This is a genomic window from Sphingomonas sp. MA1305 (assembly GCF_016107325.1).
In the GTDB taxonomy this organism is placed as follows: domain Bacteria; phylum Pseudomonadota; class Alphaproteobacteria; order Sphingomonadales; family Sphingomonadaceae; genus Sphingomonas.
Genome location: NZ_RCVT01000008.1, coordinates 37589 through 59481 on the forward strand (window position 1 = coordinate 37589; position 21893 = coordinate 59481).

The 21893-nt window shown below is 63.2% G+C and carries 18 protein-coding genes, 2 pseudogenes and 1 other annotated feature; of the genes and pseudogenes, 11 read left to right on the plus strand and 9 right to left on the minus strand.

Annotated elements, in window-relative coordinates:
• Positions 1–6 precede the first annotated feature (6 nt).
• Positions 7–1182 carry a zinc-dependent alcohol dehydrogenase gene (locus tag D9601_RS19140; RefSeq protein WP_116732693.1) on the minus strand — a complete coding sequence of 392 codons (1176 nt, stop codon included), beginning with the start codon at positions 1180–1182 and terminating at the stop codon, positions 7–9.
• A gap of 254 nt (positions 1183–1436) precedes the next feature.
• On the opposite strand from D9601_RS19140, the pseudogene D9601_RS19145 reads away from it, so the two are divergent.
• Positions 1437–1736, plus strand: a pseudogene (locus D9601_RS19145) (transposase); the annotation flags it as partial.
• 481 nt (positions 1737–2217) lie between these two features.
• On the opposite strand, the gene D9601_RS19150 reads toward D9601_RS19145, so the two are convergent.
• On the minus strand, positions 2218–2520 hold the full coding sequence (locus D9601_RS19150; RefSeq protein ID WP_198355619.1) for a UBP-type zinc finger domain-containing protein: 303 nt from the start codon (positions 2518–2520) through the stop codon (positions 2218–2220).
• Entirely contained in the window at positions 2517–4160 is a 1644-nt protein-coding gene (locus tag D9601_RS19155) for an FAD-dependent oxidoreductase (RefSeq protein WP_198355620.1), read from the minus strand. Before D9601_RS19155 ends, D9601_RS19150 begins: the two co-directional genes overlap by 4 nt.
• A 166-nt stretch (positions 4161–4326) precedes the next feature.
• Between D9601_RS19155 and D9601_RS19160 the strand changes: the two genes are divergently transcribed.
• Positions 4327–4656, plus strand: coding sequence for a putative quinol monooxygenase (locus tag D9601_RS19160; RefSeq protein ID WP_332838058.1), 330 nt, complete (start codon positions 4327–4329; stop codon positions 4654–4656).
• A 17-nt stretch (positions 4657–4673) separates the two neighbouring features.
• Here the strand turns inward: D9601_RS19160 and D9601_RS19165 are convergent.
• Positions 4674–6089: pseudogene (locus D9601_RS19165) on the minus strand (FAD-containing oxidoreductase).
• A 660-nt stretch (positions 6090–6749) separates the two neighbouring features.
• On the opposite strand from D9601_RS19165, the gene D9601_RS19170 reads away from it, so the two are divergent.
• Positions 6750–7508, plus strand: a complete 759-nt coding sequence (locus D9601_RS19170; RefSeq protein WP_198355621.1) for a hypothetical protein — start codon at positions 6750–6752, stop codon at positions 7506–7508.
• A 78-nt stretch (positions 7509–7586) separates the two neighbouring features.
• On the opposite strand, the gene D9601_RS20090 is transcribed toward D9601_RS19170, so the two are convergent.
• Positions 7587–8207, minus strand: coding sequence for a methyl-accepting chemotaxis protein (locus D9601_RS20090; RefSeq protein ID WP_443024777.1), 621 nt, complete (start codon positions 8205–8207; stop codon positions 7587–7589).
• A gap of 571 nt (positions 8208–8778) precedes the next feature.
• Positions 8779–9489: an Abi family protein gene (locus D9601_RS19180; RefSeq protein ID WP_232474422.1), complete on the minus strand. Its 711-nt coding sequence runs from the start codon at positions 9487–9489 to the stop codon at positions 8779–8781.
• Positions 9490–9892: 403 nt separating this feature from the next.
• Here D9601_RS19180 and D9601_RS19185 point away from each other — a divergent pair.
• From D9601_RS19185 to D9601_RS19210, 6 genes are all read left to right on the plus strand, one after another.
• Positions 9893–11121 (plus strand): IS3 family transposase gene (locus tag D9601_RS19185; protein WP_198355623.1). Its coding sequence is split into 2 segments (ribosomal slippage): positions 9893–10181 and positions 10181–11121, totalling 1230 coding nucleotides; the frame shifts between segments, so codons are not numbered across the junction.
• Positions 10174–10290, plus strand: a sequence feature (AL1L pseudoknot). It overlaps the preceding gene by 117 nt.
• Before the next feature lie 134 nt (positions 11122–11255).
• On the plus strand, positions 11256–12389 hold the full coding sequence (locus tag D9601_RS19190; RefSeq protein ID WP_232474423.1) for a major royal jelly family protein: 1134 nt from the start codon (positions 11256–11258) through the stop codon (positions 12387–12389).
• A gap of 8 nt (positions 12390–12397) precedes the next feature.
• Positions 12398–13480, plus strand: a complete 1083-nt coding sequence (locus D9601_RS19195) for a catalase family protein (protein WP_198355624.1) — start codon at positions 12398–12400, stop codon at positions 13478–13480.
• Between the two features lie 23 nt (positions 13481–13503).
• Positions 13504–14016, plus strand: coding sequence for a (2Fe-2S)-binding protein (locus D9601_RS19200; RefSeq protein ID WP_232474424.1), 513 nt, complete (start codon positions 13504–13506; stop codon positions 14014–14016).
• Positions 14013–15026 (plus strand): FAD binding domain-containing protein, encoded by a 1014-nt coding sequence (locus D9601_RS19205; RefSeq protein ID WP_198355626.1) that lies wholly within the window; start codon positions 14013–14015, stop codon positions 15024–15026. Before D9601_RS19200 ends, D9601_RS19205 begins: the two co-directional genes overlap by 4 nt.
• Positions 15027–15038: 12 nt before the next feature.
• Positions 15039–17285 carry a xanthine dehydrogenase family protein molybdopterin-binding subunit gene (locus D9601_RS19210; RefSeq protein WP_198355627.1) on the plus strand — a complete coding sequence of 749 codons (2247 nt, stop codon included), beginning with the start codon at positions 15039–15041 and terminating at the stop codon, positions 17283–17285.
• 43 nt (positions 17286–17328) lie between these two features.
• On the opposite strand, the gene D9601_RS19215 is transcribed toward D9601_RS19210, so the two are convergent.
• The 3 genes from D9601_RS19215 to D9601_RS19225 form a co-directional block, all read right to left on the minus strand.
• Positions 17329–17976 carry a TMEM175 family protein gene (locus D9601_RS19215; protein WP_198355628.1) on the minus strand — a complete coding sequence of 216 codons (648 nt, stop codon included), beginning with the start codon at positions 17974–17976 and terminating at the stop codon, positions 17329–17331.
• A 6-nt stretch (positions 17977–17982) separates the two neighbouring features.
• Positions 17983–18813, minus strand: coding sequence for an aldo/keto reductase (locus D9601_RS19220; RefSeq protein WP_198355629.1), 831 nt, complete (start codon positions 18811–18813; stop codon positions 17983–17985).
• A 75-nt stretch (positions 18814–18888) separates the two neighbouring features.
• Positions 18889–19467 carry a TetR/AcrR family transcriptional regulator gene (locus tag D9601_RS19225; RefSeq protein ID WP_332838059.1) on the minus strand — a complete coding sequence of 193 codons (579 nt, stop codon included), beginning with the start codon at positions 19465–19467 and terminating at the stop codon, positions 18889–18891.
• Positions 19468–19605: 138 nt separating this feature from the next.
• Here D9601_RS19225 and D9601_RS19230 point away from each other — a divergent pair, with 138 nt between their 5' ends.
• Complete coding sequence (locus D9601_RS19230) at positions 19606–20595, plus strand: zinc-dependent alcohol dehydrogenase family protein (protein ID WP_198355631.1); 990 nt, start codon at positions 19606–19608, stop codon at positions 20593–20595.
• Positions 20596–20694: 99 nt separating this feature from the next.
• Positions 20695–21804 (plus strand): S-(hydroxymethyl)glutathione dehydrogenase/class III alcohol dehydrogenase, encoded by a 1110-nt coding sequence (locus D9601_RS19235; protein ID WP_198355632.1) that lies wholly within the window; start codon positions 20695–20697, stop codon positions 21802–21804.
• Positions 21805–21893: the final 89 nt, after the last annotated feature.

Sequence of the window (21893 nt, forward strand, 5' to 3'; positions counted from 1 at the left end):
CGCCAATCAGCCGTGCGGCCGCATGACAACCTTGATTACACCTTCTTCCTTGTCGCGGAATTTAGCGTACATTTCTGGCGCGTCTTCAAGACTGGCCGGATGCGTGATCACGAAGCTGGGATCGATCGCGCCCGCGACGATCTTATCCAGTAGCGGCTTGGTGTAACGTTGCACGTGGGTCTGCCCAAGCTTGATCGTCAGCCCCTTGTTCATCGCTGCACCGATCGGAAGCTTGTCACCCATCCCGACGTAGACGCCGGGCACGGAGACCGTGCCGCCCTTGCGGCAGCTCATGATCGCCTGCCGCAGGACGTGGACGCGATCAGTGGCGAGCATCATGCTTGCCTTCACCTTGTCCATGACCGCGTCCGCCGCCCCGTGCGCGGCCGCCTCGCAGCCGACAGCATCGATGCAGCTGTCGGGGCCCCGGCCCTTGGTTCGCGCCTGCAGCTCGTCATAGACATCGGTTTCGGCGAAGTTAATCGTCTCAGCGCCACCGGCCTCCGCCATGGCGAGTCGCTCGGGCACCTCGTCGATCGCGATCACGCGGCCGGCGCCCATCATCAGCGCGGAGCGGATGGCGAACTGGCCGACCGGACCGCAGCCCCAGATCGCGACGGTGTCGCCATGCTCGATCTGCGCATTCTCGGCGGCCATGTAGCCGGTCGGGAAGATATCCGATAGGAAGAGGGCCTGCTCATCGGTTACGTTGTCGGGAATCTTGATCGGACCGACATCCGCCATCGGCACCCGGAGATACTCCGCCTGGCCGCCGCAGTAGCCGCCCAGCATGTGGCTGAAGCCGAACAGCCCGGCGGGCGAATGGCCCATCGCCTTGGCGGCCATCTCGGCGTTCGGATTGGTCCGATCGCAGGCCGCAAACAGACCCTTCTTGCAGAACCAGCAATCGCCGCAGCTGATCGTGAACGGCACCACCACCCGGTCCCCGATCTTGAGGTTGGTGACCTCGGACCCGAGCGCCACGACCTCGCCCATGTTCTCGTGGCCGAGGATGTCGCCGGCCTCCATGGTGGGCTGGTAGCCATCCAGCAGGTGAAGGTCCGACCCGCAGATCGCGCAGGCGGTTACTTTGATGATCGCATCGCGCGGGTGCTTGATCTCGGGATCCGCGACGGTGTCGACGCGGACATCGCCTTTACCGTGCCAGCATAGTGCGCGCATGTCGTTTCCCCCATCTAATCGGACGTCCCCGTGGTAAGGACCTCGTCTAAGGCGCCCAACGCCTTGGGCTGCGGCATGGTTCCCGTCTGTCGGATCCGTGAACGAGCAGCCATTTCGGGCAGCGATCGGCGAGCTCACCCGCGACATCAGGCTCAAACTGTTCGTAAAACGGCCGGGGCTGTTGAAAAGGCCGAGTGATCCGATCGCGTTCCTAACGCGTTCCCTGCTTCGACACATCGGGAGCAGCGGCCATGATGGGTGAGCAACAGCGAGGCGGCAAGGACGCAAGTTGGCGGGCGCTGGGAGCGATGAGCCCCGCCGATCACATACTACGCAGGATAGACAGGCTGATCGACCTGGGTGAGCTGCGCGATGCGCTCGCCCCGCACTACAGTCGCCGTGGGCGTCCCTCGATCGCGCCCGAATTGCTGGTTCGCATGTCACTGATCGCTCGCCTCTATGGCATCACGTCGGAACGCCGGCCGTGCGAGGAAGTCCGCTTCAACCTCGCCTACCGCTGGTTCTGCCGATTGCCGCTCGACGCGCCGGGGCCGCACGAAGACATCGAACTCGGCGGATTAGCCGCCTATTTTCGGTATCTCGACGAGGAAAAGGCCATAGCCGGAGCCGACGTGTTTCGAGCACAGGGGCTAAGCCACCTTTGTTACATAAAGGACAAGATCGTTTTTCCGACGTCTGACATCTTGAAGATATACAAAAATGCGAAGGATGCTGTGGCGTCGAAGAAAATAAAGGATCCTGCTGCGTGGCAGCCTGCGTTTCGTAATGCCCTAATCGCACAAATGATAAAACGTGATGCTGAATATAAGAGGGATTCGCGCCGAATTCTTTATCCAACATGGTTGCCGCCGCATCCCGACGAAGCAGAAGATCTCAAGCCGACTGCGGATGACCCAGCAAGGTCAAACAATGAACGTGATGACGCCCTTGATCCTCGACTAAGGCGAACATCACGCAAGCCAGGTAGTTTCAAGCTAGCGTCAATCAAGTACGATCCGAGCTAAACTGAGGGATCTAATAGTAGCGCGGCATCGGCCCCCATTGTGGGGTCTGGTCTGGAAGGTCGACCTCGATCTCGTCCACGTAACACCATCCCCAGCCCTCGGGTGGATCATAGCCTTCCATGATCGGATGGCCCGTCTTGTGATAGTGGGCCGTGGCGTGCCGATGCGGGGACTGGTCGCAGCAGCCCACATGCCCGCAGGTGCGGCAGATTCGAAGATGAACCCAGGGGCTGTCGATCTCGAGGCATTCTTGGCAACCGCGCGCGCTCGGTGTGACGTCGCGGACGGCCCCATTGTGCTGGCAAATGCTCATGGTTGCTCCTTGGTCGCTTGGCTCGCCAACATGGCGTGAATCTGGGAGACGACGGCCGCGCCCTCGCCGACAGCCGCGGCTACGCGCTTGGTCGAGGTAGCTCGCACGTCGCCGATCGCAAAGACCCCCGGCAGACTGGCTTCTAGGGGAAGGGGACCGTTGCCGGTCACGACGAACCCTTTGCCGTCAATGTCAACGCAGTCGTGGAGCCAGCCGGTGTTCGGGTCGGCCCCAATGAAGAGGAAGAGATGATGGAGATTGCAGCGGTGCGTCGAACCATCGGTCCGGTTGCGGAAGGTGGCGGCCGACAGGCCGGATGACGCATCGCCTTCGAGCCCGACAACCTCGCTGCCCACATGCAGTTCGACGTTGGGAAGTGCGGCGATCCGCTCGATCAGGTAGCTCGACATGGTCTGCTCGAGCGGACGTCGAACGAACAGGTGAAGCTTTCGTACCTGCGGCGCAAGGAAGACGATGGCCTGGCCGGCGCTGTTACCGCCGCCCACCAGCGCCACTTCCTCGCCCGCGCAGAGCCGCGCCTCGATCGGCGATGCCCAATAGGAGACGCCGTTCCCCTCGAACTCGGCGAGGTTCGGAATGTCGGGTCGGCGATAGCTTGCCCCCGAGGCGATCACGATCGCCTTGGAGATCACGCGGGTGCCCCCCGCGATTTCGAGCGTCAGTTCCTTGCCCGAGCAGTCGAGCCGGTCGACATGCATCGGGACGGCGATCTCCGCGCCAAACTTGATCGCCTGATTGAAGGCGCGCCCAGCCAGCGCACGACCGGAAATCCCAGTCGGGAAGCCCAGATAATTCTCGATCCGCGACGAGGCCCCGGCTTGGCCGCCTGTGTTGCGCCCGTCAAAGACGACTACCGAGAGCCCCTCCGACGCGGCATAGACGGCCGCCGCCAGCCCGGCCGGACCGGCACCGACGATCGCGACATCGAACCGCGCGCCATCCTTGATCGACGGCGTAATGCCGAGGCAGGTCGCGAGCTCGAGTTCGGTCGGATCGCGCAGGAAAGTGCCGTCAGGGCAGACGATCAGCGGCAGTTCGGCCGCTGATATACCAAGCCGCTCGATCAGCGCCTTGCCTTCTGCGTCGGTCGTCGCGTCCAGCACGAGGTTGGGATAGCCGGCACGGGTGAGGAACACCTGCAGCCCGACAACTTTCGGGTTCGAGGGAGCTCCCACCAGGATAGTCCCGGCCTCCGCATCCTCGATGAGCTCGACCCGGCGCAGGATGAGCGCGCGCATGACGATTTCGCCGAGATCGGCTGTCCCGATCATCAACGCACGAAGGTGCGGTGCGTCGAACGGGATGGCGATGCAGCCATCAGGCCCCGCGCGCCCTGCCGAGATGGAAGGACGGCCGGCCAGGGCGTTCACCTCGCCGCTAAACTGGCCGACACCGTAACTCGTGACGGATGTCTCGCCTTTAAGGCCGCGTCGCCGGGTCAGCTCGATCTCACCTTCGATCACGAGCCATGAGGGGGTGCCGACGGCCCCGATCGAAAAGACAGCCTCGCCGGGCGCGAAGCGTTGCTCCGGACCGCTCGCGAACCTGCGCGCGCTGTCGACCTGGTGGGCGGTCAGCGTCGGGAAGATCTGGTCTTTGCGGGTTTCCAAAATGCCCATGGGAACGCTAATCCTCGACGAGTTCATGTTGTCAGATGCTGCGGGGCGCCGGCTCGCTCCCGCAAGCTTTGCTCTGCGCGATGATTTGGCAAGGGCGCGGACTGTGCCTCCGGGCACAAGCATGTTTCACTCTCTCCGGTTGCCCTGCGCTGCGGGGAGTGTGAGCGTGCCGACGAACCCGCTGAGAAAGGACCGCCAATTGTCCTCCCATGTGAAGATCGTTGCTGTGCTCGGCGCCAAGCCTGGCAAGGCTGATGCGCTCGAGGCGCTGCTGCGTGGAATGTTGGCGCCAAGCCGGGCCGAAACCGGCAACCTGCGATATGATCTCTGGCAGGAGCCTGCACCGTCTGGTCGGTTCGTGCTCGACGAGCTCTATACCGATCAGGCGGCGGTCGACGCCCACCGGGCGACCCCGCACTTCCCGAGCTATCTGGGACAGATCGAGGGGCTCGCCGAACGGCTGGCGGTCGTTGTCCATCCCCTCGACATAGGCTGAACGAAGCTCCTCGCCGTTCATTCGAGACTGCCTGCAATTGTCGGCAGAAGTTCGGAGACGGTCGGATGGATATGCACGGTCTGCCGCAGGCGATCAGCGGTGGCGTCGTTCGCCATCATATCGAGGATGCAATGGATCGCCTCGTCGCCAGAGGTGCCTCATATCGTTCCGCCCAAAATCCGGTCCGTCTCCGCGTCGACCACGATTTCCATGAACCCTGCCGTCTCATCTTTCTCCACCGCACGCCCTACCCTCGACATGGGGCGGCGGCCGACCTTTACGCTGCGCCCTGACGATCGCGCCTTATCCGCGCTGATTCCGACCCGGCCGAGAGGCGGGTCGGTGTAGAGCGCGTAGCAGGCGATCCGGTCGGTGACCTTGCGATCCGCGCCGTCCAGGAGGTTCTCTGCGACGATCTCGAAATCATTGTAGCTCGTGTGGGTGAAGGCGCCGCGGCCGTTGCAGTCACCGAGCGCCCAGACACCGGGCGCGGTCGTCTCGAGCCGATCATTCACGCGGATATAGCCGCGCTCGTCGATCTTGATGCCGGCGGCCTCGAGGCCCAGATCGCCCGTGTTGGGGATGCGGCCAACGGCCATCAGGACATGGCTCGCGATAATTGCCGGCGCGCCGTGCGCGCACGTCAGGCCTACCTCGATCTTGTCCCCGTGAGGCGCGAAGCGGATACACTCGGCGTGCGTCCGGATTGTGATCCCTTCGTCCGCAAAAATGCGCTGCAATTCGGCCGAGACCCGCTCGTCCTCCCGGCCCACCAGGCGTTCGCCCTTTTCGACGACGGTCACTTCGGCACCGAAGCGGTGGAACGCCTGGGCGAATTCCAGGCCGACATAGCTTCCGCCGATCACGACCAGATGCGCCGGCACGGTGGAAAGCTTCAGGATGGAGCTGTTGGTGAGAAGCGGAACATCGGCGACGCCCGGCATGTCGGGAATGAAGGCCCGGCCGCCGACGTTGATGAAAATCTTGGCGGCGGTCAGAAGGTCGTCACCAACCCGAACCGATCTGCCGCCCTCGAACCGCGCGTGACCGAAGATGAGGGTGCAGTTTTCCAGGCCGCGCAGCCATTCCTCATCGCGTCCCTGCGCATCCGAAGACACCCTGCTGGTGCGCGCATGGACGCGCCCCATGTCGATGCTGATCGGACCCGTGACGACGCCGTACTCGGCACCGCGGCGCGCGAGATGCGCGGCGTAGGCTGAGGCCACCATCGTCTTGGTCGGCATGCAGCCGGTATGACGCATGTGCCGCCCACCAGATGGCGCTCGACGATCGCGACCCTTTGTCCTGCGGTGGAAAGGCGGGCGGCGAGGGCGGGGCCAGCCTGGCCGGCACCGATGATGATCGCGTCGAAATGCTTCTCCATAGGACTCCGCCTCCCTGCTCGTGCTGGGTGACGAGCGCGTTCGGAACATCCGAGCCTATCGTTCTGACCGGCATCGCGTCGAGGGCTACCGCGCGCCTTCCCGCGATATTCATAACGTTTAACCGGGATTTACATGGCGGCCGTCGTGCGCGGATGAGATGAAGGGAGAGTCGATTGTTAGGTGTAGGCGCTCGCAATCGTAGCGGCGTCTGCTCGTCATTGGAGCGATTTCCTGCTCACGCTCTCTGCCACTGGCGCATGACCCCATACTCGGATTAGCTGCCAATGTGCTCGCCATCATCCGGCGATGCTCGCAATCGGAGATGCCAGCTCACATTATCTGCTCCGGGCGTATGCTAGAGGCGGGTTCCTCTCACGGACCGAATCGTCCCGTTTCTCCGTCTCCAACCGGCCATTTTGGGAATGAGCAATCGGGAACATATTTTGGGAAAACGGCTGTCTCCTTGCCGTCCAGCGCGCCTTGCGACCGTCAGCCGTCCCGACCATCCTTCGTTTTCGGGAAGGGCAAGACTGGCAGGCAGCCACTTGCATTGGCCGCTACCAACAGCATTATGACGTAACGGATTGCTATGCCGTCCGCTCGCAGTGCCGGCGACGAACTCGGTGCCATCGAAAGGCTGTCAATGTTCAAGGGGCGGAGCAAGGACGAGAGGCATTCGAGGCCGTTGCAGAACTCGACGATTTGAACATGCAGCGCGCTCTTTTGGCCATGCTGGCACTAGCAGGTTGCGCCGCAGCGGACATACCGGAGATTTATCACGGTCATGCGGGCAAGTCGGTGCTGGCTGTGCCTAGCCGGATTGCCTCGTCGGTGCTTTACGATGGGGAGAGCGATTGGACGGCACCGGAGAAGCCAAAGGCGCAACGCACCGATCGTGACCCAATTCGATTGATCGAGTTCTACGTCGATCTAGATCACCCCGACAGCATCATAACCGATCAAGCCGCTCGCGACCGTCTTCTGGCGAGAAGCGGAACGGTGAATGTGCCAGCGGTTGTAGGGCACGTCGTTGGGATCACCGTTGACTTACCAGCTGAGGCGCAACCGAGCGTTGCGGCGATCCGCTCGCAATTCAGCAAAGGCCATCTATTCCCAGCGCCTGCGTTTCAGGCGCTGAAGCCCGCACCACCAGAATTTGGACTTGAGACCCGCCGCGCTGACTGGTCGAAACCCGTCAAAGATCGTGAGCGGCATGGCGGCGGCATCTTCAACGTCGATGTCGATTATCTAAGCGTGGCGGATAATATCTGGCTCTATTGCAACGACACGCGGCAAGTGGTCGCGCCTTTCGCACCGATGGCTAGCTGCCAGTTCGTGATCGTCGTGCCCGAGATGGGCGGGCGAATATCGGGATGTATCGACCGAGGCGACGTTCCGCGCTGGCGCGACCTCCGCGCTGCGGCGCTGGCGACACTGCACTCTTTTGTTGTTTCCCCTTCACACTGATTTGGACCCTCTCTCCTTCCCGTTTCAGCAGGTGAGACCGGTTTCGGGAATGCGCTAGCCTTCCCGAAAATCGATCGTTCATCGGGAACGATGGGACGAGGCGGCTTCCGTCACCTCCGGTTGCCCGCTGCATGCATGGTGGCGCGCGAGCATGTCGCTGGCGCGTTGCGTTGCTGCGCTCGTATCACCGGATAGCTTCTTCACCTCCGACGCGACCACCGCAAATCCCCGGCCGGCATCGCCGGCTCGTGCCGCCTCGATCGTGGCGTTGAGCGCCAGGAGGTTGGTCTGGCTGGCGATCCCGTTGATGGCAGTAACGATCTCCGCAAGCTCGCCCATGGTGCCCTGCATCGCCGCTTGGTTTGCTTGCAGCGCGCGTTCCAGCAGCACTTGACGCGTCACGTCTGTAGCCACCTTGAGCACGCGCCGGATCACTCTCTGTCCATCAAAGATTGGGTTGTAGCTAGCCTGCATCCATACCTCAGACCCGTCTGCCCGACGGCGATTGAATTTCCCCTGCTCAAACTCGCCCTGTCGGAGCAAGCGCCAGAACTGCTCATATTCGACCGATGCGGCATATTTCGGATCGCACAGAACTTGGTGATGCTGCCCGACCAGCTCGGCAAGACCGTAGCCCATCATGGCTAGAAACCGGTCATTCGCCCATGTGATGATGCCGGTAGTGTCGAACTCGATCACCGCTTGCGAACGGCAGACCGCCTCCCATGCCGCCCGGCAGTAGCCGTCGCTAGGAACATGACCGGCGGGACGAATGAGGGGCGATGCTGGCATATCTGAGGGGTATAATCACCACTCCTCGGCGGTCACCCCCTTTCCCTCAAACGATCCCATGCGAGACGGGATCGCTATGCTTTGGGGTGTCATTCCGCCCCCAACCGGACTCGGCTACCAGCGGCACATTTTTCAACAGCCCCGTATGTCGTAATATGGACGTGCGACGGACTGAGGTAAAAAGGTCTACCTTTCTGGCTGTCGCCCTCGTGGGAACAACGTCGTCACGTTTGCAATGCCGTCCCGACGAGCTAGGGTCACCGACCATGATTGCTCATGAGCAGTTGGCGCCGGAGCATGCTGCGTCACAGCCGGAGGGTTTGGGCGCTAGGGGCCGAGGAAAGCTTCAAAGCCACAGGGGCCTAGCTGCCCAGTTCTGAGGGAAGCCCATTGCGGCTAGATCGCCGGTCGGATGCTGAGCGAGCAACGTCACCAGCTCATCCCGCCAGGCTGATGTCGAAGCGACCTGTCTCAGCAGTTAAACGATGAGGACCAGGGCGTTATAGAGCTGGGCTGGAGCACGGGCTGCGGGCGGCTCAAGTGTGCTGACGAGGGCGGCCGGTTTGAAGGGCACCCGCATGCGCAGCAAAAAGCCGCGGTTCCAAAGCCGGGCATGATGCGCGCAGCTGTTTCGGATCGTGGAGAGATGCTTCAGGAGCGGCACGAGCACCGCTTCAGGGAGCCCGAGGGGTTTGGCTATGGCGTTACGCAACCCTCGATCGTCGAGCAGCGCATACCATCGAGAGAGCTGCCCGAACGACATCATCTCCGCCACCATCCACACCGGCGGCATTGCCGGAGTGCTGTAGGTCCGACGATAATGATCGATGTACGTCTCGGGCGAGCTCGCCACGTCGTTGGTTAGGCGGGTCAGGTTGTCGTGGTACTTACCCGGATGATAGTAGAGCGCTGCATCCAGGTAGCCGTGGGGTCCAAACCGCTGCGCCAGCTCGTACGCCCAGCTACCCCGTACAGCGACTTCGATCCGTTCGATTGCATCGAGCACTAGCAGCCGAAGGCGGCGGTCAAAATCGTACAGGGCGGTGACGGTATCGAAGCTGGTGCCCGGCAAGAAACGGGCGCCAGAAGTGCCCTTAGGATATTCGAAGGGCAGCCAGTAGGCGCTCAGGCGGTAGTAGCTGACATGGCGTAACCAGTGCTCGGCCCGCACCACGTCGGGGATTGCCATGCCTTCGGCCTGGAGGTGTTGGAGCTGCTGCGCGATCGTCGTCGCGGGTTTTGTGAAGGGGCGTAGCACCCATCCCGCTTAGCAGGGCAAAAAAAGACCCGCCAAGTGTGCATACCCTTGCGGGCAGAGGCCTGGCGGGTTCGATTAACCCCGAGATATGAGCGAAAACCCAACAAAGCAATAACGACTAGCCCGTTTTTGGGGCGGCCCCTTGCAGCAGCTACGATCTGGCCGTTCTTCACCGAATCCAAGCATGAATCGATGAGCTACCATCGAGCATGCTGAGCGGGGTGGGCGTGATCCAGTCGGCGCCCAACACGGGATAAGGTCCGTAGAACAAGTCGCCAAGATGAACCGCCCCGGGTTTGTCGGAGGCTCCAACTCCTGAGAAGGTGGAGCCTGTATGAGCAAGACGACGAACAAGTTTGCGCCTGAGGTCCGCGAGCGAGCGGTACGGATGGTGCTGGACCACGAGCGCGATCATTCGTCGCGCTGGGCAGCGGTAGTTTCCATTGCCGAGAAGATCGGCTGCGTTCCGCAGACGCTGCATGAGTGGGTGAAGAAGGCGGAGGTGAACAGCGGCAAGCGTGCTGGCGTTCCGACCGAGGTCGCTGACAAGATGAAGGCGCTGGAGCGGGAGAACCGCGAGCTGCGACAGGCCAACGAGATCCTGCGCAAGGCATCGGCATATTTTGCCCAGGCGGAGCTCGACCGCCCGTTCCGGCGATGATCGCCTTCATCGACGATCACCGTAAAGCCTATGGGGTCGAGCCGATCTGCCGCGTCTTGCCGATCGCCCCATCGACGTATTTCGAGCGTGTCGCGCAGCGGCAGGATCCGATGCGCCTGTCGGCGCGGGCGCAGCGGGATCAGGTTCTCAAGCCCGAGGTGGCGCGCGTGTTTGCCGAGAACTTCGCGGTCTACGGCGTGCGCAAGGTGTGGCGGCAGATGCTGCGCGAGGGCTTTCCGGTCGCCCGCTGCACCATCGAGCGGCTGATGCGCGATATGGGCCTACAGGGCGTCATCCGGGGCAAGCCGGTTCGCACGACGATGAGCGACAAGGCAGCGCCTTGCCCGCTGGATCATGTCAACCGCAGGTTCTACGCGGCAGCGCCTAACATGCTGTGGGTGTCGGACTTCACCTACGTCGCGACCTGGGCGGGCTTCGTCTATGTCGCCTTCGTGATCGACACCTACGCCAGGCGGATCGTGGGGTGGCGGGCGAGCAGAACGGCGCATGCCAGCTTCGTTCTCGATGCCCTGGAGCAGGCTCTCCATGCCCGCCGGCCGGCCCATCGGGGCGGCCTTATCCATCACAGCGACCGCGAGTCGCAATACGTGTCTATAAAGTACACCGAGCGCCTCGCCGAAGCCGGGATAGAGCCATCGGTCGGCAGCGTCGGCGACAGCTACGACAACGCTTTGGCCGAGACGATCAACGGCCTCTACAAGGCCGAGGTGATCCACAGGCGTGGACCGTGGCGCAGCTTCGAAGCCGTCGAATACGCCACGCTCGAATGGGTCGACTGGTTCAACCATCGCCGGCTGCTGGAGCCCATCGGCAACATCCCACCTGCCGAAGCCGAAGAGCAATATTATGCTGCCGCGGAGAACCTGGATATGGCAGCGTAACTCACAACCCACGGCCTCCGGCAAACCCGGGGCGGTTCACTCCCGGTCGTGGAGACGCTGTCTAACCTGTTTTATTCGTGGTTTTCCTGGATCTAAGCATGGGCCACGGTCGTTGACGAGCGAACCGTCGCGCGATGCGTCCGGTGAACAGGAGCGGACAGATGCGGAAAAGCGGTGTTCTGATCGGGCTAGGAGCCTTCACGATAGCGCTGGCGGGAGCAGCTTATGCCCAGACGGGACGCAGCGCCGCGCTAACGCAGGTGGCACGCTTCGACCACCAGGCTACCGGCGTCGCCGTCTCGGTTGACGGGCGCCGCTTCGTCAACTTCCCGCGCTGGACCGACGACGCGCCGATCTCGGTTGCGGAGGTGATGCCGAATGGGTCGCTCCGGCCCTACCCCGATGCCAAGTGGAACAGCTGGCGCAACGCCAGGGCAAACGAAATGCCGGTTGGCGACTACTTTGTCTGCGTCCAGTCGATTGTGCCGGACGGCCACGGCAATTTGTGGGTGGTCGACCCCGGCGCACCGGGCAACGAGAAGATCCTGGAGGGCGCACCGAAGCTTGTCCGCATCGACCTGAAGACGAACAAGGTGACCAAGGTCATCGCGGTGCCTGGCGACGTTGCGCTGCAGGGCACCTACCTCAACGATATCCGGTTCTCGCCCGATGGCCGGACCGGCTACATCACCGACAGCGGCACGCGCGGCGCAATCATCGTCGTCGACTTGGACGACGGAAAGAGCTTCCGAGCGCTTGATGGCCATCCTTCGACCCAAATCGACAAGAGCGTCACCGTCGCCATCGAAGGCAAGCCGCTTGTTCGCCCCGACGGGCGGCAGCCTGCGTTCGCGTCCGACGGCATCGCGATCTCGAATGACGGGAAGACGCTCTACTGGCAGGCGCTGACCGGGAAGACGCTCTATTCGATCGCCACCGACAAGCTGCGCCCCGACATCAGCGAGCGAGAGCGCAGTGGTGCAGTGCAGACCGTTGCCACCACCGCCGTCGCGGATGGGCTGTGGATGAGCAAGGCTGGGACGCTCTACATCACCTCGCCGACCGATTACTCGATCAGGCGGCTCGCCGGGTCGGGGACGGAGATCGTCTTGACGGATAAGCGGCTACGCTGGCCGGACACCTTCGCCGAAGGTCCCGACGGGACGATCTACGTCACCGCGAGCCACATTCAGGACACGCCATGGTTCACGCCGGGTGCCCCGCCGTCCATCCGTACCGAGTTGTTCTCCTTCGCTCCGATCCGCTGAGGATCGTCATGGCCTACTTGCGCTACCGCGACGACATCGAGACGCGCGAGCCCGACGAGCAGGAAACGATCGACGGCATCATCCAGGGCATGACGCAACGGAGCGAGGTGGTCGAGAAGCGCGAGCAGCACGCCGTGCGCGCCAGCCATGCCAAGAGCTCGGCCTGCGTCGTCGGCACGCTGACGATTGCCGACGACCTTCCGCCGGAGCTGGCGCAGGGGCTGTTCGCCGAGCCGGGCAGCTATGACGTCGCGATCCGCTTTGCACAGGGCCCGGGCGAGACGCTGGGCGATCGCGTGTCGACGCACCGCGGCATGGCGATCAAGGTGTTCGGCGTCGAGGGTGAAAAACTGCCCGGGCATGACGCGCCGACGCAGGATTTCGTCCTTGCCACGGGACGGACGTTCCCGTCCGGAACCGCTTCCGGCTTCCTGAGCGATGCGAAGAAGATCGGCGCGGCGACGCCGATGCCCGAGGGCGTCAAGAGCGCGGTGTCGTCGATGGCGCGCAACTTCAACAAGGTGCTGAGCCTTTTCAACACCGCCTACGCCAAGGCGGATTTCTTCGGCCATCCGTTCAGCCACCCGATCGGCGACGATTATTTCAGCCAGGCGCCGGTGCGCTACGGCGACTATGTCGCAAAGCTCGGGGCCGTGCCGGCGTCGCAGGCGCAGGACGCGTTCGGCGAGTGGCAGCTCGATCCGCATGAAGACGAGGACGGCTTCCGCCATGCCGCGACCGATTACTTCCGCGACCATGAGGCGGTGTTTGAACTTAAGGTGCAGCTCTGGGCGAACGCGGAGACGCAGCCGATCGAGGACGCCTCGGTCGAGTGGCCATCGCAGGACAGCCAGTACCGCACTGTCGCCACGATCCGCATTCCTGCGCAGGAAGCCTATAGCCCGGCACGCGTGCGCTATTTCGACGAGGTGATGACCTTTCGGCCCGCGCATAGCCTGGCCGCGCATCGGCCGCTCGGATCGGTGATGCGGGCGCGGTTGCAGGTGTATCGTGCGCTGTCCGCCTTTCGCCACCGCGAGAACGGGGTTGCCGAGGAAAACACCGCCGACATCATCGCCATCCCGGCCTAACGCAAAACATGAAGGCGCCGATCATGCCGACAGCCGTCAACTCCGCCACATACGCCGCCGTGCCGATCGGCACGGTGCCAACCACGCTGACGATTAACGGTGAGACGCGCACCCGCGCGATCGAGCCCTGGACGACGTTGCTCGACCTGCTGCGAGAAGGCGAAGATCTGATCGGCACCAAGAAGGGCTGCGACCACGGTCAGTGCGGCGCATGCACCGTGCTGGTCGACGGGCGCCGCATCAACTCGTGCCTCAAGCTGGCGGTGACGCTGGACGGGGCGAACATCACGACGATTGAGGGGTTGGGCCAGCCTGGCGACCTCCATCCGCTGCAATCCGCCTTCTGCGACCACGACGCGTTCCAGTGCGGTTATTGCACGCCTGGCCAGATTTGTTCGGCGCAGGGCCTCATCAACGAGGGCAAGGCCAGGACACGCGACGAGGTCCGCGAGCTGATGAGCGGCAATCTGTGCCGGTGCGGCGCCTATTCGAACATCGTCGATGCGGTGCTCGACGTGATCGGAGAAAAGGCATGAACCGCTTCGACTATGCCCGCCCGACCAGTGTCGCCGAAGCGGTGCAGGCGGGCGGCGGAGAGCAGGTCCGCTACCTCGCAGGTGGAACGAACCTGATCGATCTCATGAAGGAGAACGTCGATCAACCGACGACGGTGATCGACATCAACCGCCTGCCGCTAGACGCAATCGAGGAGCTGGACGGCGGTGGACTGCGGCTGGGCGCGCTCGTGCCGAACTCCAACACTGCGTGGGACGCGCGGGTCGAGCAGCGGTATCCCTTGCTGTCCTCGGCGATCCTCGCCGGCGCCAGCCCCCAGCTGCGCAATGCCGCGACCAACGGCGGCAACCTCAACCAGCGCACGCGCTGCTATTATTTCTACGACGTCGCCACACCTTGCAACAAGCGCGAACCGGGCTCGGGCTGCGGCGCGATTGGCGGGGTCAATCGCATCCATGCCATCCTGGGCGCGAGTGACCAGTGCATCGCCACGCACCCGTCGGACATGTGCGTGGCGCTGGCGGTGCTGGACGCGACCGTCCAGGTGACCGGTCCGGACGGCGACCGAGCGATCCCGATCGCCGATTATCATCGGTTGCCCGGCGACGAGCCGTGGCGCGACAATACACTGAAGCCCGGCGAATTGGTGACGGGCATCGACCTGCCGGCCGAGGATTTTACCCGCAACTACACCTACCTGAAGCTGCGCGATCGTCTGTCCTACGCCTTTGCGCTGGTGTCGGTAGCCGTCGCGATGCGGGTCGAAGGCGGCACGATCGCGGAGGCGCGGGTGGCGCTCGGCGGCGTCGCGCACAAGCCATGGCGCAGCACGGAAGCCGAGAAGCTGCTGAAGGGCCAGCAGCCGTCGCCGCAGGCGTTCGGCGCCTTCGCCGACGCCCTTCTCGCCGGCGCGGCCGGTCAGGGCGAGAACGACTTCAAGATCCTGCTCGCCCGCAAGGGGATCATCCGTGCGCTGAAGCAGGCCGCTGAGGCCACCCCGCAATCGCAGACCGACAAGCGCGTCGCTTAAGGAACAGACATCATGGCTACCGCAGCGAAAATCGGAATCGGCAGCGCGATCAACCGCGTCGATGGGATCGAGAAGGTCACCGGCACCGCGCGCTACGCCGCCGAGCATCCGGTGGCGAACTTGCTATACGGCTACATCGTCGAGGCCGCGATCGCCAAAGGGCGGATCGTCAGCATCGATGAGGAAGTCGCGCGCGCTGTGCCCGGCGTCGTCGAGGTTATCACCCACCTCAACCGGCCGCACGTTGCCTGGACCGACCACAGCTACCAGGACGAGATGAAGATTCCTGGCTCGCCGTTCCGTCCGCTTTACGATGACCGCATCCATTTCAGCCAGCAACCGATCGCGCTGGTGCTGGCCGAGACGTTCGAGGCAGCGCGCTACGCCGCCAGCGTGGTCGAGGTCGCCTACGAGGCGGAGGCGCACAATACCGACTTCGAGGTTGCGGTCGGCGATAAGTACGTGCCGAAGAAAAAGCGCAGCGGCTATATGGCGCCGAAAAATCGCGGAGACGCGGCGCAGGCGTTTGCGGACGCCCCGCTGAAGGTGTCCGGCGACTACCGGCTCGCGCCGGAACACCACAATCCCATGGAGATGTTCGGCTCCACCGTCGAATGGCACGGCGACGGCAGCATCACCGTGTGGGATAAGACCCAAGGTTCGCAGGGGGTGCATGCCTACCTTGCCAGCGTGTTCGGCTTTTCGAAAAAGAAGGTACGCGTGCTCAACCCCTATGTCGGCGGCGCCTTCGGCTCCGGACTCCGACCGCAGCATCAGGTGTTTCTCGCGGTGCTCGCCGCAAAGATGCTTGAACGCTCCGTGCGTGTGACGATGACACGCCAGCAGATGTTCAGCCACGCCTACCGCCCGCAGGCGGTTCAAAGTATTGCCTTGGGCGCGGAGACGACCGGTAAGCTCACCGCGATCCGCAACGAGGCGACCACCTCCACCTCGCGCTACGAAGATAATATGGAGAACGTGGTCACCTGGGGGCTGATGAACTACGACTGCCCGAACGCCGACGCTGAATACACCGTCGCTCAGATCGACACACCGACATCAGCAGACATGCGCGCGCCGGGGGCGGCGACCGGCATGACGCTGTTCGAGATCGCGATTGACGAGATGGCCTATGTCGCCAAGGTCGATCCGCTTGAATTCCGGCTCGTCAATTACTCGCCCATCGATGCGATGAATGGCACGCCGTACACCAGCAAGGCGCTACGAGAGGCGTTTCGCGAAGGGGCCGAGGCGTTCGGATGGAGCGAGCGCTCGGCTGAGCCGCGCTCGATGCGCGATGGCAAGGAGCTGGTCGGCTGGGGTTGCGCGACCGGCATGTGGGACGCGCAATTCTCCAAGACGTCTGCGAGCGCGAAGCTCACGGCCAACGGCCATCTGGAAGTAGCATGCGCGACGTCGGACATCGGCACCGGCAGCTACACGGTGATGACCTTGGTCGCCGCAGAGACGCTCGGCCTGCCGCCCGAGCAGATCACCGCCAAGCTGGGCGACTCAGACCTGCCGACCGCCCCGGTCGAAGGTGGATCGTGGGGGGCGGCATCGACCGGTGCGGCGGTACAGCTCGCTTGCCAAGCGCTCGGCAAGAAGCTTTTGAAGGCGGCCGGCAAGATCGCCGGTGAACCGCTGAGCGGAGCGAAGATAGACGACGTGCTGTTCGAGGACGGCTGTCTGGTGCTCAAGGACACACCGACGGTCCGGGTGCCGTTCGGAGATGCGATGCGTGCCGCTGACCTGACGGCGATCGAAGAGGAAGCCACCGCTGCGCCCGGGTTCGGCGACATGTGGAAGGGTCTGCACAAATCCAAGAACACCCACAGCGCGATCTTCGCGGAGGTGAAGGTGGACGAGGAATTGGGCGTGGTGCGGGTCACACGCATTGTCGATGCGGTGGCCGCCGGCCGCATCATCAACCCGAAGACGGCGCGCAGCCAGATCCTCGGCGGCGTGGTGATGGGCATCGGCATGGCACTTCACGAGGAGACCTTCCCCGATCACCGGCTGGGGCGCTGGATGAACCACAACTTCGGCGAATACCATGTGCCCGTGCACGCCGACATTCACGATATCCAGGTGATCTTCGTCGATGAACCCGATCCCGAAGTGACCCCGCTCGGGGTCAAGGGCCTTGGCGAGATCGGCATCGTCGGCACCGCTGCCGCGATTGCTAACGCGATCTATCACGCGACCGGTAAGCGGGTGCGGTCCCTGCCGATCACGATCGACAAGATTCTGGACTGATTAGCCGATGTGAGCATCCGCCGTGCCGGGTCTATAGCCGGTCTCAGCCATTCTCCGGTTCTTGGCCTGGCTTGTAGCTGGGCTTTGCTGGCGGAACGATGTAGGTCAAGGTCAGGATCCCCGCGGCGATCAGTCCAACACGCCAATCCCAGAATGCCAAGCCGAATGCCGCCCAATAGGCAGCGGCGGTTAGGCCATATTTGATGGTAAGGCGGCGAAGATAAGCGTCGGTCAGCCTTCGATCGGGAAGACCTCTGGCGGTGGCGTACACCCACCTTAGAAACCACCAGGTCGCCGGTGTCGCTGCTACGCCCAGATACCATAAAGTGGCGGTGGCGCTCTCCGCATCTCCGCCGAGGTGTTCGACCAACGGGCGGGCGGGAAATGGAGTGATGCTGACGGCAGCCAGAAAGCCGATGCTCAGCAGGTTGTAGCCGTGATCGGTCTTCTCCAGCAGCTTGCCGCTGAAATGGCTGTGCGCCCAGTAGAGGCCGATGAGGATCACGCTGAGGACGTAGGTGCCGTACTCCGGCGCCAGCTTCAGATACGCCGCTGCGAGATCGCCCTCTTCAGGCTTCGGTGCATGCAGCTCCACCGCAGGAAGGGTGATCGCGATCGCAAGCACCGCGTCCATGAACGCCTCGAGGCGATCCGATTCGCGTTCGGTTGCTTTGAGAGAGGATGTCACCATCTGACGCTACAGCATTTCGAGCGGGCGACGGCCCGCTGGCCGGGGAAATGCCGCATCGAGTGCCGCAAGGTCGGCGTCGGAGAGGACGATATCTGCGGCAGCGCGGTTCTCCCGCACATGTGCAATCGAACTCGCTTTCGGGATGGCGATAAGTCCACCGTGGCGCAACGTCCAGGCAAGTGCGACCTGCGCAGGGGTTCCGCCAACCTGGGCCGCTACTTTGTCGAGGGCGGGATGGCTTGTGAGGCGTCCCTGCTCGACGGGACTATACGCCATCACTGGCACTTTGTGCTGTGCGAGCCACGGCAACAGGTCCAACTCAGGGCCTCGACGGACGAGATTGTAGAGGATCTGATCGGTCACGCAGCCATCCCCGCCGGCAGCGACAAGCTCGTCCATATCGTCGGTATCGAGGTTGCTGACACCCCAATGCCTAATTTTCCCCGCTGATTTTAGCGCCTCCATTGCCTCTATCGTCTCAGCGAGCGGCACTGATCCCCGCCAGTGGAGCAGGTAGAGGTCGAGCCGATCGGTGCCGAGCCGCTTCAGGCTCGCCTCGCACGCACCGGCAAGGCGGGAGCGCGATGCGTTCTGTGGATACGCCTTGCTGACGAGGAATAGTTCGTCACGACGGTCGCCGAGCGCTTCGCAGATCAGCGTTTCCGCCGCACCATCGCCATACATTTCAGCGGTATCGACGAGCGTCATGCCCAACTCGACACCGGCGCGTAGCGCAGCGATCTCATCGGATCGCCGCTCGGCACGTTCGCCCATCTTCCAGGTGCCTTGACCCATTGAAGGAACCACTTCCCCGCCGGGCAATGTCACGTGTTTCATGTGCTTTCGTCCTATGAGATGAGTTCGACTGTTCGGTCGCGGGATGCGGATTGGCAGATGACCACCATGTAACGATCATATCGCGGCCGGCCATCGAGCGAGTGCCATTTTGGCGATGGAGAGCAGTTCGTTGATCGTAGCGCCGTCGCGCGCCTGAACGGACATGCCTTCCATGACCGTATTGATGAATTTGCCTAGCACAGCCGGATCGGTGTTGGCCGCAAGCTCGCCCTGCGCGGCGCCGCGTTGCAGACGCTCGATCAGGAGGGCCTCCGCCGCGATGCGCTTGTCGCGCAGCAGGCATTCGATGGCGGCGGACGCCGGCGAAACGGCTGCCGCTGCCGAATACATGAAGCAGCCGGCCGGCGTTCCAGGTTCCGAGAATGATGACGCCGCTCGTTCCAGCAGGTCTTTGACGGCCTCGTAGGTGGACAACGCCGGATCGTTGATGGGTGCATAGAGGTGGACGCTGAACGTCGCGGCGTAGCGCTCGATCACCGCCGCAAACAGCCCCGCCTTGTTGTCAAACGCTGCATAGAGACTGGCGGCGGCGACGCCAGTCTCCGCCACCAGATCGGCCATCGATGTCGCCTCGTAGCCGCGCTGCCAGAACAGCCGCACCGCCTTGTCGAGCGCAGCGTCAGTGTCGAACACACGAGGGCGACCTGCGCGGCGACGGGCTTTCGTCTCTGTCATCTCTGGTGCACGATATGGAACGATCGATAAATAATATCTTGAAACTGGTGGTCCGCTCCCTTACAGAACGATCATTCAATAATCAAGGATTTACCAATGAGCCGCATCGTCCGTATCCACGAATATGGCGACGCCAGCGTCCTCAGGATTGAAGATGTGGCAGTCCCCGCGCCCGCGGCCGACGAAGTGCAGATCGCGGTGAAGGCAATAGGCATAAACCGCGCCGAGGTGATGTTCCGCAACCATGCCTACCTTCAGGAAGCCGAGTTCCCGAGCCGCCTTGGCTATGAGGCTGCCGGCACTGTCGTTACGGTCGGCGCAGACGTGACCGGGTTTGCGGAAGGCGAAGCCGTCAGCGTCATCCCCCCGCTCGATATCGCGCGCTGGGGCACTTATGGCGAGGTCGCCAACGTACCCGCCCGCCTCGTCGTCAAGCATCCGGCGGCGCTGTCGTTCGAGGAAGCGGCGGCCGTGTGGATGCAGTATGTCACCGCCTGGGGTGCGCTGGTGGAGCAGGCGAAACTCGGCGAGGGCGATTTCGTCATCGTCACTGCTGCCTCCAGCAGCGTCGGCCTTGCTGCCTTCCAGATTGGGCGGATGGTCGGCGCGACGGTAATCGCGACGACGCGTACCGGCGCCAAGCGCCAGGCCCTGATCGATGCCGGTGCACATCATGTCGTCGCAACCGGGGAAGAGGATCTGGTAGCGAGGGTGATGGAGATAACCGATGGTCAGGGTGCGCGCGTGGTGCTCGATCCGGTCGGAGGCCCGTCGTTCGAGCCGCTGACCGAGAGCATGGCACGCGGCGGCATCCTGCTCGAATATGGCGCGCTCAGCGGCGAACCGACGCCGTTCCCGTTGTTCTCCGTGCTGGGCAAGAGCCTCACGCTCAAGGGGTATCTCTACAGCGAGATCGTCTCGGACGATGCCGCCCTCGATCGCGCCAAGGCGTTCATCGTGGCGGGTCTGGAATCGGGCGCGCTCAAGCCGCGGATCGCGCGCACTTTCCCGCTCGACGCCATCCAGGACGCTCACCGCTTCCTCGAATCGAACGACCAGATCGGCAAGGTCGTCGTTACGGTTTGACCGGCATACCGGGGAGTGAGCGATCGCTCCCCCACGAATTTGCGCTGACGCAACGGCCTCGCACCAGCAATCGGTTTAACTCAACGAGGGTATCCCAACATGAAATCTCGCGCCGCTGTAGCCTTCGAGGCGGGCAAGCCACTCGAAATCGTCGAGATCGATGTCGCCCCACCCCGGAAAGGCGAAGTCCTTATACGGGTGACGCACACCGGGGTGTGCCACACCGACGCGTACACGCTAGCGGGGAGTGATCCGGAGGGTGTTTTCCCGGTGGTTCTGGGCCACGAGGGCGCGGGCATAGTTGTCGAGGTCGGTGAAGGCGTCACCAGCGTCGGGCCGGGCGATCACGTGATTCCGCTCTACACCGCCGAGTGCGGCAAGTGCGACTTCTGCCTGTCGGGCAAGACCAACCTGTGCGTCGCTATCCGCGAAACGCAGGGCAAGGGCTTGATGCCCGATGGGACCACCCGCTTTTCGTACAATGGTCAGCCCCTCTATCATTACATGGGCTGTTCAACCTTCAGCGAATATACTGTCGTCGCCGAAGTCTCGCTCGCCAAGATCAATCCCCAGGCAAACCCCGAACATGTCTGCCTGCTCGGCTGCGGCGTCACGACCGGCATCGGCGCAGTCCACAATACCGCCAAGGTCCAGCCCGGAGACTCGGTCGCCGTTTTCGGCCTCGGCGGCATCGGCCTCGCGGCGATTCAGGGTGCACGCCAGGCGAAGGCGGGTCGCATCATCGCCATCGACACCAATCCGTCCAAGTTCGAGCTGGCACGCCAGTTCGGTGCGACCGAGTGCATCAACCCCAAGGACCATGACAAGCCCATCCAGCAAGTGCTGATCGAGATGACGGGCTGGGGCATCGATCATACCTTCGAGTGCATCGGCAACGTCCACGTCATGCGCGCCGCGCTTGAATCAGCGCACCGTGGCTGGGGTCAGTCGATCGTGATTGGCGTTGCCGGCGCGGGCGAGGAAATCTCCACCCGCCCATTCCAGCTCGTCACGGGCCGCGTATGGAAGGGGTCCGCTTTCGGTGGCGTCAAGGGACGGACACAGCTCCCGGGCATGGTCGAGGACGCGATGAGAGGCGATATCGATCTGGCCCCGTTCGTAACCCACACGATGGGTCTGGAGGAGATCAACGAGGCCTTCGAACTGATGCACGAAGGCAAGTCGATCCGCTCGGTCATTCACTACTGACCCGCCGATCCGAAGCGGCGCGAGGCGCCCGGATCGACAATTCGGCCGTCATCATGGCCCGAACCCGGCCATGATGACGCGCGCTCTGG

What these genes read in the sequence shown, in the direction of transcription:
- D9601_RS19140 (WP_116732693.1), bottom strand. Translation starts at nt 1,182, where the DNA reads ATGCGCGCACTATGCTGGCACGGTAAAGGCGATGTCCGCGTCGACACC.
- D9601_RS19150 (WP_198355619.1), bottom strand. Translation starts at nt 2,520, where the DNA reads ATGAGCATTTGCCAGCACAATGGGGCCGTCCGCGACGTCACACCGAGC.
- D9601_RS19155 (WP_198355620.1), bottom strand. Translation starts at nt 4,160, where the DNA reads ATGGGCATTTTGGAAACCCGCAAAGACCAGATCTTCCCGACGCTGACC.
- D9601_RS19170 (WP_198355621.1), top strand. Translation starts at nt 6,750, where the DNA reads ATGCAGCGCGCTCTTTTGGCCATGCTGGCACTAGCAGGTTGCGCCGCA.
- D9601_RS19180 (WP_232474422.1), bottom strand. Translation starts at nt 9,489, where the DNA reads ATGGCAATCCCCGACGTGGTGCGGGCCGAGCACTGGTTACGCCATGTC.
- D9601_RS19190 (WP_232474423.1), top strand. Translation starts at nt 11,256, where the DNA reads ATGCGTCCGGTGAACAGGAGCGGACAGATGCGGAAAAGCGGTGTTCTG.
- D9601_RS19195 (WP_198355624.1), top strand. Translation starts at nt 12,398, where the DNA reads ATGGCCTACTTGCGCTACCGCGACGACATCGAGACGCGCGAGCCCGAC.
- D9601_RS19200 (WP_232474424.1), top strand. Translation starts at nt 13,504, where the DNA reads ATGCCGACAGCCGTCAACTCCGCCACATACGCCGCCGTGCCGATCGGC.
- D9601_RS19205 (WP_198355626.1), top strand. Translation starts at nt 14,013, where the DNA reads ATGAACCGCTTCGACTATGCCCGCCCGACCAGTGTCGCCGAAGCGGTG.
- D9601_RS19210 (WP_198355627.1), top strand. Translation starts at nt 15,039, where the DNA reads ATGGCTACCGCAGCGAAAATCGGAATCGGCAGCGCGATCAACCGCGTC.
- D9601_RS19215 (WP_198355628.1), bottom strand. Translation starts at nt 17,976, where the DNA reads ATGGTGACATCCTCTCTCAAAGCAACCGAACGCGAATCGGATCGCCTC.
- D9601_RS19220 (WP_198355629.1), bottom strand. Translation starts at nt 18,813, where the DNA reads ATGAAACACGTGACATTGCCCGGCGGGGAAGTGGTTCCTTCAATGGGT.
- D9601_RS19230 (WP_198355631.1), top strand. Translation starts at nt 19,606, where the DNA reads ATGAGCCGCATCGTCCGTATCCACGAATATGGCGACGCCAGCGTCCTC.
- D9601_RS19235 (WP_198355632.1), top strand. Translation starts at nt 20,695, where the DNA reads ATGAAATCTCGCGCCGCTGTAGCCTTCGAGGCGGGCAAGCCACTCGAA.